The sequence below is a fragment of the Pseudomonas silensiensis genome (assembly GCF_050434865.1).
GTDB lineage: Bacteria > Pseudomonadota > Gammaproteobacteria > Pseudomonadales > Pseudomonadaceae > Aquipseudomonas > Aquipseudomonas fluorescens_W.
In genome coordinates this window covers 39,829-53,755 of the sequence record NZ_JBNDJH010000004.1, presented here as the reverse complement: position 1 = coordinate 53,755, position 13,927 = coordinate 39,829, and the positions used below count along the sequence as shown (strand labels likewise).

12 protein-coding genes and 1 pseudogene are annotated in these 13,927 nt (G+C 58.3%); all 13 read right to left on the bottom strand.

Features of this window, described 5'->3' with window-relative positions:
- Positions 1-7: 7 nt before the first annotated feature.
- The gene (locus QF010_RS06835; protein ID WP_429532874.1) at positions 8-1,222 is read right to left on the bottom strand and encodes an acyl-CoA dehydrogenase family protein; all 1,215 of its coding nucleotides are present in this window, start codon (positions 1,220-1,222) and stop codon (positions 8-10) included.
- 12 nt (positions 1,223-1,234) lie between these two features.
- Positions 1,235-2,317, bottom strand: a pseudogene (locus QF010_RS06830) (acyl-CoA dehydrogenase family protein); the annotation flags it as partial.
- Between the two features lie 38 nt (positions 2,318-2,355).
- Positions 2,356-3,234, bottom strand: coding sequence for an SDR family oxidoreductase (locus tag QF010_RS06825; protein ID WP_429532686.1), 879 nt, complete (start codon positions 3,232-3,234; stop codon positions 2,356-2,358).
- Between the two features lie 11 nt (positions 3,235-3,245).
- Complete coding sequence (locus QF010_RS06820) at positions 3,246-4,400, bottom strand: acetyl-CoA C-acetyltransferase (RefSeq protein ID WP_429532685.1); 1,155 nt, start codon at positions 4,398-4,400, stop codon at positions 3,246-3,248.
- 8 nt (positions 4,401-4,408) lie between these two features.
- Positions 4,409-5,473 (bottom strand): acyl-CoA dehydrogenase family protein, encoded by a 1,065-nt coding sequence (locus QF010_RS06815; protein ID WP_429532684.1) that lies wholly within the window; start codon positions 5,471-5,473, stop codon positions 4,409-4,411.
- A gap of 10 nt (positions 5,474-5,483) precedes the next feature.
- Positions 5,484-6,647, bottom strand: coding sequence for an acyl-CoA dehydrogenase (locus tag QF010_RS06810; RefSeq protein WP_218473675.1), 1,164 nt, complete (start codon positions 6,645-6,647; stop codon positions 5,484-5,486).
- A 15-nt stretch (positions 6,648-6,662) separates the two neighbouring features.
- A complete protein-coding gene (locus QF010_RS06805) occupies positions 6,663-7,433 on the bottom strand; it encodes an enoyl-CoA hydratase family protein (protein ID WP_429532683.1) in 771 nt (256 codons plus the stop codon).
- Positions 7,430-8,521: an NAD(P)H-dependent flavin oxidoreductase gene (locus QF010_RS06800; RefSeq protein WP_429532682.1), complete on the bottom strand. Its 1,092-nt coding sequence runs from the start codon at positions 8,519-8,521 to the stop codon at positions 7,430-7,432. Before QF010_RS06800 ends, QF010_RS06805 begins: the two co-directional genes overlap by 4 nt.
- Entirely contained in the window at positions 8,518-9,423 is a 906-nt protein-coding gene (locus QF010_RS06795) for an enoyl-CoA hydratase (RefSeq protein WP_429532681.1), read from the bottom strand. The genes QF010_RS06800 and QF010_RS06795 overlap by 4 nt, the downstream gene beginning before the upstream one ends.
- 27 nt (positions 9,424-9,450) lie before the next feature.
- Entirely contained in the window at positions 9,451-10,260 is an 810-nt protein-coding gene (locus tag QF010_RS06790) for a CoA-transferase subunit beta (protein ID WP_429532680.1), read from the bottom strand.
- Positions 10,261-10,291: 31 nt separating this feature from the next.
- Positions 10,292-11,167 carry a CoA transferase subunit A gene (locus QF010_RS06785; RefSeq protein ID WP_429532679.1) on the bottom strand — a complete coding sequence of 292 codons (876 nt, stop codon included), beginning with the start codon at positions 11,165-11,167 and terminating at the stop codon, positions 10,292-10,294.
- 8 nt (positions 11,168-11,175) lie between these two features.
- Positions 11,176-12,084, bottom strand: coding sequence for a VOC family protein (locus QF010_RS06780; RefSeq protein ID WP_429532678.1), 909 nt, complete (start codon positions 12,082-12,084; stop codon positions 11,176-11,178).
- Between the two features lie 259 nt (positions 12,085-12,343).
- Positions 12,344-13,918: a FadD3 family acyl-CoA ligase gene (locus tag QF010_RS06775; RefSeq protein WP_429532677.1), complete on the bottom strand. Its 1,575-nt coding sequence runs from the start codon at positions 13,916-13,918 to the stop codon at positions 12,344-12,346.
- Positions 13,919-13,927 lie beyond the last annotated feature (9 nt).

The window sequence follows — 13,927 nt, the reverse complement described above, 5'->3', positions numbered from 1 at the left end:
TGTTGATCTAGCGCGTCGGTCGTGCTTCTTTGGGCATACCCAAGGCACGTTCGGCAATAATATTGAGCTGAATCTCGTTGGTACCCGCGACGATGGTGTCCGAGCGACTGAACAGGAACACTTGTTGCAGTCGGGTTCGAGAGAAGTCATCGACATAGATATCGCCTTCAATACCTAATGCATCCATGGCCAACTTGCCCAGATCGCGGTGCCAGTTGGACCAGTAGTGCTTGATGATGTAACCCTCTCGGGAAAGACTTCCATCGTCCCCGCCGCTGAGTGTGCGCAAGGTGTTGTAATGCATCACCTTGAGGCCCATCCAGGCTTGGCCGATACGCGCACGAATCAATGGGTTGTCGACACTGCCGGTATCCCTGGCTGCTTTACACACCAGCTCGAGCTGATGCGCAAAATGCATCTGCATGCCAATCCAGGACAGCCCGCGCTCAAAGCCAAGCAAGGCCATGGCGATCTTCCAGCCTTCACCAGGCTGACCGATGACATTCTGTGCGGGACAGCGCGCCCCATCGAAGAACACTTCGTTGAACTCACAGGTGCCGGTGATCTGTTTGATCCCACGAACGTCGACACCCGGCTGATCCAGCTTGACCAGCAGGAAGATCAGCCCGTGATGCCCACGAGACTCGGGTTCACAACGGGCCACTACGAAAATCCATTGCGATTCGTGTGCCAGAGAAGTCCAGACTTTCTGACCGTGCAGCACCCATTCACCGGTCATCGGGTCAAGGCGTGCCCGGGTCTGTACATTGGCTAGGTCCGAGCCCGCACTGGGTTCGGAATACCCCTGGCACCAATACTCGGTACCCGCAACGATCCCGGGTAAAAACTGCTGTTTCTGTGCTTCGCTGCCAAAGGCAATCACGGTGGGACCGAGCAACGTTTCACCCAAATGACCGATATTTCCCGGACCACCTGCGCGAGCGTATTCCTCGTGAAAAATAATCTGCTGCGCCACACTGAAGCCTCGGCCCCCGTATTCCTCGGGCCAGCCGACACAGGTCCAACCACCTTTGGCGAGTTCCTGCTCCCACTCCTTGCGCAGCTCTGGATAGGCGTCCTCGTCTCCGGCGCCACCGCGATGCTTCAGACAGGCAAAGCGACCCGTTAAATGCTCCCCCATCCACTGCGAAACCTCTGCGCGAAAAGCTAGCGCTTCATCCGCCTCCTCAGTCTTTTCCCGCTTGGCTTCGCCACCCGTGATCAGCCAGCTGGCAATGGCTTCGCGGGACGCGTCGACATCGCCAAACCAATGAGCACTGGCCTGGGCACGCTTGAAATACAGCTGCGGATCGTATTCCCAGGTGAACCCCACGCCGCCGTGCAACTGAATCGCTTCTTGAGCGCAGAAATAGAAGGTCTCACTGGCGAAGGTCTTGACGCAGGCTGCCTCTCGCAGCAACTCGGCGGTTCCCGGTACAGTAGCTGCAACACGAGCAGCACCACCGACGGCAGAACGTGTCGCCTCGATCTTCACCATCATTTCCGCACAGCGGTGTTTGACCGCCTGAAATGCATTGATCGGACGACCAAACTGCACCCGTTCAGCGGCATAGGCCAGTGTCAGATCCAGGCACTGTTGCGCACCGCCCAACTGCTCTGCGGCGAGCGCCAGCGTCGCCAGGGCCTGCACACGTTGCAAGCGGTCATCAAGTTGTGGACCTGCGGCCAGTTTGCAGGCTTTTCCAACCGTAACGTCGGTCAAAATGACCTCAGCCACGCGTCGCGTCAGATCGACACCGACGTGTTCCTGCCGCTCGATCCCCTGGAGGTCGGCAGCAACCGCGAACAACGCCAACTCACCGTTTTCCAGCCGCGCAGGCAACAAAAAAAGCTCGGCGCTGGCGCCATCAGGGACGTGTCGGAATCGTCCTTGCAGACGATAGCCCTCAGCGCAGGCCTGAGCCGTGGCACCAGGCGACTCGGCGCACCAGGATAAGCCTTTGCCTGCCAACGCCACGGTCGCCCGCAACTGCCCGACGGCAATTTTCTCCAGATAAGGAGCACGTGTGGATTCGTCCACCGCTTCGAGCAATGTCGTCGCAGTCAGGCCCACTGTGGCGAAAAACGGCGATGGTAGCAGACGTCGTCCCATCTGTTCGAAAATCAAGGTCAGCTCGACCCACGATAAACTCAGTCCGCCCTGGCTTTCAGGAATATGCGTGGCGCACCAGCCCATGTCCTCAGCAATCTGCTTCCACAGCGCGGCGTCGTAGCCAGTCGGGCTTTCCATGGCCTCACGCACTGACGACGATGGACAGGCCTCGGCCATGAAGCTTTCGGCGGCTTCAGCGATCATCTTCTGATCGTCGTTGAGGGAAAAATCCATACCGGCACTCATGCCCCATACACCTTTTGTGGGGGTACCGCTTCAGCAACCAGTGCATCGACGACCTCTGCAATTTCAGCCGGCAGCCAACGCGCCGCTTTATCGCGCTGTGGGCCAAGGCGCCAGCCATCGGCCAGCGACAGCTTGCCACCGGAAGCCTCGAAGACCCGCCCGTTGATGTGTCGAGACTGTTCACTGCCTAGCCAGACCACCAGCGGCGCGACGTTGGCGGGGTCCCAAAAATCAAAGCTGTCGTCACTGGGTTTTTTCACCACGTCGGGCATTGCCGACTCGGTCATGCTGGTACGCGCTGCCGGCGCCAGGGCATTAGAGGTGATGCCATAGCGGATCAACTCTGCCGACTGCACCAGTGTCAGTGCACAAATGCCGGCTTTAGCGGTGGCGTAATTGGATTGTCCGACCGAACCTTGCAGCCCGGCACCGGAGCTGGTGTTGATAATCCGTGCATCGACGGGTTCGCCCGCCTTGGCCTTGTCGCGCCAGCGTTTGGCCAATGTATTGGCTAAGCAAAAGTGACCTTTGAGGTGGACGCGCATGACCTCGTCCCAGTCATCTTCGCTCAGGCTGACAAACATCCGGTCGCGCAGGTTGCCGGCGTTGTTGACCAGTACATGCACTTCACCAAAATGTGCCACGGCCTTCTCGACGATCGCTTGAGCGTGGTCGAGACGGGTGATGTCGTCATCGTTGGCCAGTGCCTGCCCACCGGCGGCGACGATATCGGCGACCACCGCCTCGGCAGCCTCACGACGAATGTCGTTGACCACCACATTCGCGCCTTCGGCGGCGAAGGCCAACGCATAAGCACGCCCAAGACCGCCACCGCCGCCGGTGATAATCACTGTTCTGTTAGCACAAATACCCATTTTCAAATCCCTCACCCAAGTCGTTCGATGATGGTGACGTTGGCTTGGCCGCCACCCTCGCACATTGTCTGCAAACCATAACGGCCACCGGTACGTTCCAGCTCATGCAGCAAGGTTGTCATCAAGCGTGCGCCACTGGCGCCCAGCGGATGACCCAGACCTATAGCCCCACCATTGACGTTGGTTCGTTCATGGGGATAGCCGGTCTCTTTGAGCCAGGCCTGGACCACGGAAGCGAAGGCTTCATTGATCTCTACCAGATCGATGTCTTCCAAGCGCAGGCCAGCCTTTTTCAAAGCGGCAGCGGTGGCTGGAATCGGCGCAGTCAGGTGCCAGATCGGATCATCGGCACGCACGCTGATGTGCTCGATACGTGCACGGGGCGTCAGGTTGTAACGTTTGAGCGCAGCCTCGGAAACCACCAGCAGAGCGGCGGCCGCATCACAGGTCTGACTGGACACCGCGGCAGTGATCATCGGGTAAGCCGGATCGACTGGCTCCAGCGTGGCCATTTTTTCCAGACTACTGACACGCGGTGTCTCGTCGATGGAAAAGCCGTTGAGGCCGACGATCTCGCGCTCGAAGCGCCCTTCCTTGATAGCCCTTAACGCCCGCTCATGGCTCTCCAGAGAGAATCGCTCCATGTCTTCGCGGGTTAGTTTCCATTTCTCGGCGATAATCTGCGCCGCATAAAACTGATTGACTGGCTGATCGCCGTAACGCGCTTTCCAGCCCTTGCTGCCCGAGAACGGGTCGGTAAAACCCAAGGGGTTCGCGGCGGTCATGGCATAGGCAATCGGAACCATGCTCATGTTCTGCACGCCGCCCACGGCAATCACATCCTGGGTGCCGCTCATCACTGCTTGCGCGGCGAAGTGCAGGGCCTGCTGCGAGGAGCCGCAGGCGCGGTCGATCACCGTGCCCGGCACATGGTCAGGCAAACCGGCCGCCAACCAGGACGTGCGGCTGATAACTCCGGCATTGGGGCCGACCGCATCCACGCAACCGAAGATCACATCTTCGTAGTCTTCAGCAGGAATATTGTTGCGTTCGACCAAGGTTTTTAAAACGTGTGCACCCAGGTCAGCAGGATGAACCTCGGACAACGAGCCGCGACGTTTACCGGTCGGCGAACGCAGTGCATCGACGATATAGGCTTGCGCCATGCTGGACCTCATTCATTCAGGTTAAAGGTATTGCCCGGACCGAGCTGGTCGACGTTACCGAGTACGAACTCGGCAACCCGGGCTTTGTGGAAGCCACGATCGCCCCAGGTGCCCACCAGGGCCCAAGCGCGCTTCATGAAAATTTGCAGGTCAACTTCCCAGGTGTAACCCATGGCCCCATGAACCTGAATCCCCATTTTCGCGGCGAGCAAAGCGGCCTCGCCCGCCGCCAACTTGGCGTGGGATACATAGATTTCACGGTTTGGGAGTTGATGCTCGACTGCATAAGCCGCCCGATAGAACACGGGCTTGGCGAACTCGATCAGCACAGCAACGTTTGCCAAGTGGTGCTTGACCGCCTGAAAACTGCCAATCGGCTTACCGAATTGCTTGCGTTCGGCGGTGTAGTCGATGGAGAGGTCAAGCATGCGTTTGGCCAGGCCCAATAGCTGCCCACTGGTGGCCAAGGCACCACGCTCAAGGGTGTCGGTCCAGATCAGTTGTCCGCTCTGGGCATCGGCAATACGGCTGCTGTCGCTCGGAGTCCAGCTCACTTGGGACAGACGTCGTGATAAATCGACGCTAAAATTGCGCTCCAGTTGCACCTCGTCACGATGCAACGCATGGACCTCACCTTCATGCGCCAACAGCAACAAGTCACAAAGGTGCGCGTCAGCCACCAACGGGTTGATCGGGTGGCCCACGGCAATCCTCGCGCTGCCATCAGCAACACGCGGCAACCATTCCTGCTTGATCAGCGACTCATCCGGCAACGCACTGAGCATGGCTGCCGCCAGGTAGGCGGTACCCGCCAGTGAGTCGGGGATCGCGAAGTAGCCCAGCTCGGGCATCATCAACGCCCAGTCAACATCGCCACACCCCAGGCCACCGTAGGCTTCACCGACCGACAGAGCAGTCAAGCCCTGTTCGGCAATCTTGCGGCGCAACTGCGGAGAACGACCGGCTTCAGTTTCCCAGAGCTCGCGAAGCATTTCAGGGGCGGCTTCGACCAGAAAGAATCGCCGCATGGTGTCGCGAAACAGAATCTGATCCGCTGTAAATTTAAAGTCCATGGACGTCTCCTCAGCGAGGCATGCCGAGCATGCGCTCGGCAATAATGTTGCGCTGGATCTCGTTGGTGCCAGCGTAGATAGGCCCGGCCTGGGCGAACATGAACCCCTCCAGCCAAGTGCCAACGTCTTGGGCCGCAGGTGAGTGCGGCAACAGCTCTGCGCGCGCACCGAGTATTTGCATGGCCGTCTCGTGCATACGTTGATCAAGCTCGGACCAAAAGATTTTGTTGGTGCTGGACTCAGCGCCGATATGCCCGCCGGCAATCAGGCTGCTGGCGGTGCGATAGGTCGCGAGCGCGTAGGCCTCTGCTTGCATCCAGGCACTGACTACCGCCTCACGGACCGATGGATCCTGATCGGCCGAAGCCCGGTTCGCCAGATACAGTTGCACCAGCGCTTTAGCAGTCGCCTGGAACCGCGCGGGTGAGCGCAGCATCAAACCGCGCTCGAAACCGGCCGTGGACATCGCCACCTGCCAACCCGCACCTTCCTCACTCAACCGGTTTTCAACCGGAACCCGTACATCATCGAAGAACACTTCGGCAAAACCGGGCAGACCGTTGAGCTGACGGATCGGACGAACCGTGATGCCTGGCGAATCCAACGGCACCAGAAGAAAACTCAAGCCATGATGACGCTGCGAGTTCGGGTCGCTACGGAACATCCCGAACAACCAGTCAGCCCAGACCGCTCGGGTCGACCAGGTTTTCTGACCGTTAAGCACATAGTGATCACCATCACGGGTCGCTTTGGCACGAATGGCCGCCATGTCCGAGCCAGCATTTGGTTCCGACCAGCCTTGAGCCCATATGCTTTCACCGCTGGCCATCATGGGCAGGAAACGCTGCTTCTGTTCGGGTGTGCCAAAATCCATCAACGTTGGGCCGAGCAGGAAAATTCCGTTCTGGTTAACCCGCATTGGCGCACCGGCGCGCCAGTATTCTTCTTCGAAGATCAGCCACTCAATCAGATCGCAAGCGCGACCACCCAACTCCTTGGGCCAGGTCACCATGCTCCAGTTGCCGGTTGCCAGCGTTCGCTCCCATTCGCGGTGCTGTTCGAAGCCCTCCGCCGAGTCGAAACTGTCCAAAGGTCGCTTGGGTACATGCACTGCCAGCCAATTGCGGACTTCCTGGCGGAACGCCTGTTGCTGGTCGGTATATTCGAGTTTCATCAAAGGCTCTCCTGGTCAATCCGCGCTGTGTGGAATAAAGCTTGCCTGGCGCTTCTCGACGAAGGCCTGGCGGGTTTCGGCGGAGTCGGCATTCAGATAGGCCTGAAGCGTAAAACCCTGCTCCCAGCGATACTTGTCCTCCAGGTTTCCGTCTTCGACACCATTCAATGCCTCTTTGGCCAGGCGAATCATTGCCGGGCTTTTGGAAGCGATCTTGCGCGCGACGGCCAGCGCGGTTTCCCGTAGCTGCGCGCGCGGTACAACCTGCTCCAGCGCACCAAGGCGATAGGCCTCGGCGGCAGTGATTTTTTCTCCGGTGAAGTACATGTGGCGCACTTTCTGTACCGGGAATAGACGCTGCAAATGCGCCCCGCCCCCCATCGCGCCACGATCAACTTCCGGTACACCGAACGTTGCGCACTCGGCACCGATAACGATGTCTGCCGCACCGGCGATGCCGATGCCTCCACCCAAAACGAAGCCATGCACCGCTGCAATCACGGGCACCGGACTGCGGTGCACCGACCTGAAGGTTTCGTAGTTACCTGCGTTGACTGCAACAATGCGCTCCGGATAGGTCGCCAGCTCTTTGATGTCGACACCTGCGCAGAAACCTCGACCTTCAGCTCGAATCACAATCACATGAACGTCGCTTCGCGCACCTAGAGCATCAATCGCCAAAGCCAGGGCGAACCAGCCCGCGCTGTCGAGGGCGTTGACCGGGGGATGATCGATGACCAACTCCGCGACACCGTCTTCTATCGAGCTATGAAATCCTTGAGTCATATCTTTACCTCCGGAGTCGTTGCCATCCAGGTCTGAAGAGCGAGTAGCCGTTGACGGGCCTGGACAACGATTGTTTCCATAACCTGTGCACAGCTCTGTAGTCGATCAATGTTGGCAGCCACCTGGCCACTGGGTAGCACGCCGTCGTCGGGACGTCCGTCACTCAATGCCAGGCGAATCAGTTGTGGGGCGTTGGCGGCGCGGGCGGCCATACTCAGCGAGAGCTCGCTGTCAGCCCGCCAGGTACTCAGCGCGACGCGCAACAATTGGAAAAAGTTCAGACCTGCCTGTTGTTTGTAATACCAGGCACTGCGCAAGGCCTGCGAGGCCTGACATATCAAACCCGCCCGCTCCAGCCGCTGCAGTGTGGGGTTGTCAATCATCCGTTGCGGCAAGCCGTCTACCGCCAGGGAAACGCGAATACTGGCTGGATCTCTAACACTCAAATAGCGTTCCAACGTGGTGGCCGGCACGGGTGATTCCTCAGTCAGCAAAAAGCGTGTGCCCATTGCTATCCCCTGAGCGCCACACGCCAAGGCCGCTGCCAGCCCCCTACCATCGTGCAGTCCGCCGGCCGCCAGAACCGGCACATTCACCGCATCGAGTACCATCGGCAGGAGCATGCTGGTAGGCACGACACCGGTATGCCCACCGCCTTCGGCCCCCTGGATGACCAGGGCGTCAGCACCAAACTCCACGGCTTTACGCGCATGCCTTACGGCACCCACGGTAGGTATGCAAATCACCCCTGCCTGCTTCAAACGATCAATGCTCTGACGATCCGCACCTCGCCCATAACTTGCTGCGCGTAAACGGTATTTGACGATCAAGGCCAGCACTTGCTCGGCATTCGCCTGGAACATGTGAAAATTGATTCCGAACGGCTGATCAGTAAGCGCCAGCACCTGACGAATCTCCGCCTCCAAACGGTCCGCTGGCAGGGTCGCGGCTGCCAGAAAGCCAAAACCGCCTGCATTGCCGACTGCCGCCACCAGCCGCGCGTCCGCCACCCAGCCCATCGCGGTTTGAATCACCGGATAGCGGCAACCCAGCAAGTCACAGATCGGTGTATGCAGGCTCAAAGTCATTTGTTTTGCGCCTCGCCGGAACGGACTTCACCTGGAGTACGCTGCGAATCAGCCATGGCTTTGGCGTCGTAACCGCCCAATTTATCGCCGGAAATCAGCTCATTGTGGGCATGGGCAAAATGGTGCCAGGCAAACGCAGCATCCATGCCGGCCCGCTTGCCCTGCAGGTCTTCGATGTGATTGATCGCCTGTTTGGTCAAGGCCAGCCCCATGCGAGGCATCTTGCCGATCCGTTGGGCGATGCCGTAAGTCTCTTCCTCAAGGTTCTCCCGACTGGCGATGCGGTTGACCATGCCCATCTGGTAGGCCCGCTCGGCGCTCATGCGCTCTCCGAGAAACAGAAACTCCTTGGCGATACGTGGGTTCAATTCAAAAGCATGGGCAAAGTACTCGACACCCGGAATCCCCATGCGCACAACTGGATCGGAAAAGAATGCATCGTCACTGGCAATGATCATGTCGCAAACCCAAGCCAGCATCAGACCACCGGCTACACAGGCCCCCTGGACCATGGCAATGGTCGGTTTGGGCAGATCGCGCCAGCGTCGGCACATGCCCAGATACACCTCTTGCTCACGCACATAAAGAAACTCGCCACCTGGCTTGTTCACATGGTCGTACCACAGCGATGCGCGATCAAAACTCTGATTGATGTCTCGTCCTGGCGTGCCGATGTCGTGGCCGGCAGAAAAGTGTTTGCCACTGCCACGCAGGATGATGACCTTGACCTCGTCATCATCCACCGCGCGGCGAAAGGCAGCGTCCAGTGCATAGGTCATCTTCGAGTTCTGCGCATTGTTGAACTCGGGGCGGTTCATCGTCACTGTCGCGATGCCATCCTGCACGGTGTACAGGACCACCTCTTGCGCGCTGTCGACGCCTGCTTCTTGTTGTTCAGCCATACGGTGCTCCCCGTTCTTGCAGCGGCTTCAGGCGGTGCGTACGCCAGGCGGATTGTTTTTGATCACACTTGCTCGCAAGTTGTGCGGATCGAGGCGGCGAATGATTTCCAGCTGCTCTTCGGTCGGTGCCGGCGTCGTCAGCAGATTGTCAGTCTTCAGCAAGCTAAAACCGGTGGCACTCTGGACCTGCTCAAAACTCACACCCGGATGCAGGGAAACCACTCGAACCCCATGATCCGGTCCGCGGAAATCCATGACGCACAGATCGGTGATGATCAATCGCAGATCGACAAAATCATTGCGTGCGCCTTCTGGCCAACGTTCTGGGTTGTATCCGGCACCGGAGACCATATCGACCTCGCCACTGACGAATACCCTCACACCGTGGTTAGGCACGAACAACGAGTTGGCGTGATTGATGCTGTTACCTGGCAGTCCGCGAACACCCAGAACGGCGGTTTTCGGCTTGGCGTAATCACCTATCAATGACAAGTTTGTCTGACCGTAGCGATCAATCTGTGTCGGACCGATCATCGCGTGCCGACGACCGCCCCAAACACATTCGAACACTCGGTCGAATGACATGTAGCCTGAATACTTGGGCTGGTACTCGCCACGTGGGCCAAGGGGGATTGGCTCCTCGACCAGAAAGCATTCGCTGTCGGTCATCAACAGCTCCGGCGAATGAGTCAGCTTTGCCAGGCTTGCCCCCAGGCGCGGCACTACGCCGATACCGGAAGCTAGAATTTCACCATTGCCACGCCAGGCTTCGCTGGCGGCGACAATCAACAGCTCAGCAAGGCTGTAGCCAGCGGCGGCGGTAGACGCTTGAGTCATGATGGTTATCCTTATCTTTAGGCTGCGAAAGCTAGAAAATCGGCAAAGGCAATTTGCTGACGCGCTCGGCGCCTCCGACCTTGCTCAGGTACTCGGCTTCACTACAGGCAATGAATTCATCGACGTAGCCTTGCCAGCCATTTTCCTGGGTGGCACTGGCGCAATAACGCTTCAAGTGCTCCAGATCCCAGCCGTAGTCGGGGCCACTGTAGGTGGGGTGCGCGCCATAGGGTGCGTGCACCACGCCAGTGACCAGATAACGCTCGAAAAAATTCAGACGAGCCATGTCTGGTCCAAGGCCAAAGCAGTCATGCAGGACTTCCGTGCTGACGTAGCACTCTTTGGCGGCACGGGCGAACAGGTGATCAAAGAGCGGATCGGCCCCCTTGACCAGGGTGTTACCCAAACGGTCCGATTCATTGACGTGAATCAGCGCCACGTCGAGATTAAGCGCCGGCATGGCGACATAGACCTCGCCGTCGTCATAAGGCGAACGCACAGTGCGCAGATCAGGATTGCGGTCAAGCACGTCGGTGCCCAATCCGCAGCGGGTCGGCAGGAAAGACATACGCATACCTGCAGCGCGCAAGCCCCACTCAAACATCCCTTCGTCCAGTTCCATGACCTGTAACTCACCGGCTTCACGGGCTTTACGGAAGTAAGGTTCCAGCGGAATGGCGTCGAGTGTGACGAAGCCGAAAATCAGTTTTCTGACCTTGCCCGCGGCACAAAGCATTCCTACCTCTGGCCCACCGTAGCTGACGATCGTCAGATCTTTGAGGTCGGAGCGCAGCAGTTCTCGAACAATCGCCATCGGCTTGCGGCGAGGTCCCCAGCCACCGATGCCAATGGTCATGCCATCACGCAGTCGAGCGACGACATCCTTCGCGCTGAGTTCTTTATTCATCGTGAGCCTCATTTATCCAGGTGTGCAGTGGCGAGACCGAGACTCCAGTCATGCCCCCAATAACTGATCGCAGTGGCCTCAAAGACCGAGTGCTGGTTCCAGTCGACGACCAATCCGCCATAGCCGTACTCCAACGCGAAACCTCCGGGGGTTTCCATGTAGAAGGAAACCATTTCGTCATTGACGTGCTGACCCAGGCTCGCCAGAAGCTTGAACCCCTGTGCCTTGCAACGATCCATGGCCCGTCCGACTTCGGTCATCGAATCGACTTCGGCCATGACATGAATGCAGCCGGACGGCGCCTCAGCTTCGAACAACGCCAAGCTGTGCTGACGACCGTTATTGCAATGGGTAAAGTGCAGACGCTGGACTGGCGCATCGGGACCCGCCTGATGGTTGTAGATATCGGACAAACCGAAACCCATCACATCGCGGAAAAAAGCCCAGGTGGCGTCGAAATTGGTGGCAGGCAGCACGGTGTGCCCCAGCCCCATGTCTCCTGTAATAAATTTCGGGATACCGACCGGCGAGTCGAACAGTTTGAAGTCAGACTTCATGCCCCAGACCACTTCATGGCGATTTCCAGAAGGGTCGAGGAACCAGACCATGTCTTGAAACATGCGTGAAACCAGCTCAACCGCGGTTGCCTTGCGCGGGCTGACACCGGCAGCCTCCAGTTCGACAACGGCCTTGTCGAATGCCTGTTGATCGGCAACTTCCCAACCGGAAGCGAAGTAACAATCACGCTGACCCGGTGTGATGACATAGCGATAGGGACGCTCGTCGAGCTTGAGATAGACGCCACCTGCCATCGTCGGTGTCGACATGCAGCCCATTACCTGTTCGCCATAGCGTTTCCAGCGGGCAATGTCGGTCGACTCCGCGACCACGTAGGCCAGTCCTCTGATATCGATCATGAGTGCCTCTCAGAAATTTCAATTACCTGATGAGGATTCTCAGACGGATAGCGGGATCAAACATCGTCCATTGAGACTATCGATTCGATAATCAAAAGCCCGCGAAGATCGGCGGTTCGACGGCCCCTCGAACCCTGCTGGAGAGGATTCGATGCGCATGTTGACAGACAGGACTATTGTGTGCTCGATTCGCCAGGTACAGCGTAAAAAAGGGAACCAATCGGTTCCCTTTCACTTAATCACTACGCTCGCTTCCCGTTCAGGAAACCTGCGCCAGCGCCACCGACCTCAGCTCACGCTTGAGGACTTTACCACTGGGGTTAGTGGGCAGGCTGTCAACGAAGTCGACGTAGCGCGGCACTTTATAGTTCGACATGTTCGTACGGCACCAGGCAATGAACTCCTCGCCATTCATCATCGCACCTGGACGTAACACCACAAAGGCTCGCCCGACCTCCCCCATACGATCATCCAGGACACCGACTATCGCCACTTGAGCGACGGCTGAGTGAGCAGCGATCAAACGTTCGATCTCGGCCGGGTAACAGTTGAAGCCACCTACTATGTACATGTCCTTGAGTCGATCCGTGATGCGCAGACAGCCCGCCTCATCAAGCAAACCGATATCTCCGGTGTGCAGCCAACCCTCGGTGTCGACCACCTCACGCGTGGCGGCATCATCGGAAAAATACCCCTGCATGACGTTGTAGCCACGAATCAGCACCTCACCCGCCGTTCCTGGCACAACCTCGCGGTCGTGCTCATCAACAATCCTCAGCTCAACGCCCGGCATCGCTCGGCCACAACTATGAGCGACCACCTGTGGCGAATCATCTCGGGAGGTCAACGTGGCAAACCCGCAGGATTCCGTCAGACCGTAACCGGTCAGCACAACCTTGAAACCCAACTCGCTACGCATACGTTCAATCAGGCTGGGGGGGATGGTGGTCGAACCGGTGATGGTTGCGCGCAAGCTTGAAAGATCAGTCGTCGCCAACGCAGGGTCGGCCAGCAAGCTATGGAATACCGTGGGCGGTCCAGGTAATACGCTGATGCGGTCACGCTCGATGGCTTTCAATACGGCCGACGTATCAAAAACCTGTTGCGGCAGGATTGTCGCGCCGCGCAACAAGGCTGCCAACCAGCCCGCCTTGTAACCCATGGCATGAAAAAACGGATTGACGATCAAATAGCGATCTTCTGCGCACAAGCCCATGGCCTGGGCCCAGCCGTCGATAGCTTTCAGGTTCTGCCCATGTGCGGTCATGACGCCTTTGGGGTTGCCCGTAGTGCCAGAGGTGAACATCACATCGCTGAGCATGTCCGGCGTCACCGCTGCCGCACGCTGGAAAGCCACGGAATCATCAATTTCCTGCGCCTTATCGAGAAAGTTTTCCCAGCTCAGTTCGGCGGGACGTGCGTCATTGAGGACGACGACCTGCGCCAATGAGGAGGGACGATGTTCAGCCAGCAACTCAGGATAGTGACTGCCGAGAAACTGCCCGGCACTGAACAAGACGCGCGCACCACTGGATGCCAACACATAACCGGCTTCACTGCCTTTCATGCGGGTGTTGACCGGCACCAACGCCCCACCTGCGCAATGAATACCCAGCGCCGCGACGATCCACTGGCTGCCGTTGGGTGCCCAGATGGCCACTCGGTCACCGGGCTCGACGCCCAGGGCGATAAGTCCCGCGGCGACTTTCAAGGCGTTGCGATGTAACTGCGCATACGTGATCGCAACACCGTTTTCCTCGATAGCGATACGTTCACCGTGGCGCTGCGCCGAGTGCGCCAGCATGCGAGGGATTGTCAGAGTATTCGACGCCATGTTCAATAA

What these genes read in the sequence shown, in the direction of transcription:
- QF010_RS06775 (WP_429532677.1), bottom strand. Translation starts at nt 13,918, where the DNA reads ATGGCGTCGAATACTCTGACAATCCCTCGCATGCTGGCGCACTCGGCG.
- QF010_RS06780 (WP_429532678.1), bottom strand. Translation starts at nt 12,084, where the DNA reads ATGATCGATATCAGAGGACTGGCCTACGTGGTCGCGGAGTCGACCGAC.
- QF010_RS06815 (WP_429532684.1), bottom strand. Translation starts at nt 5,473, where the DNA reads ATGGACTTTAAATTTACAGCGGATCAGATTCTGTTTCGCGACACCATG.
- QF010_RS06820 (WP_429532685.1), bottom strand. Translation starts at nt 4,400, where the DNA reads ATGGCGCAAGCCTATATCGTCGATGCACTGCGTTCGCCGACCGGTAAA.
- QF010_RS06800 (WP_429532682.1), bottom strand. Translation starts at nt 8,521, where the DNA reads ATGACTTTGAGCCTGCATACACCGATCTGTGACTTGCTGGGTTGCCGC.
- QF010_RS06795 (WP_429532681.1), bottom strand. Translation starts at nt 9,423, where the DNA reads ATGGCTGAACAACAAGAAGCAGGCGTCGACAGCGCGCAAGAGGTGGTC.
- QF010_RS06810 (WP_218473675.1), bottom strand. Translation starts at nt 6,647, where the DNA reads ATGAAACTCGAATATACCGACCAGCAACAGGCGTTCCGCCAGGAAGTC.
- QF010_RS06805 (WP_429532683.1), bottom strand. Translation starts at nt 7,433, where the DNA reads ATGACTCAAGGATTTCATAGCTCGATAGAAGACGGTGTCGCGGAGTTG.
- QF010_RS06785 (WP_429532679.1), bottom strand. Translation starts at nt 11,167, where the DNA reads ATGAATAAAGAACTCAGCGCGAAGGATGTCGTCGCTCGACTGCGTGAT.
- QF010_RS06790 (WP_429532680.1), bottom strand. Translation starts at nt 10,260, where the DNA reads ATGACTCAAGCGTCTACCGCCGCCGCTGGCTACAGCCTTGCTGAGCTG.
- QF010_RS06825 (WP_429532686.1), bottom strand. Translation starts at nt 3,234, where the DNA reads ATGGGTATTTGTGCTAACAGAACAGTGATTATCACCGGCGGCGGTGGC.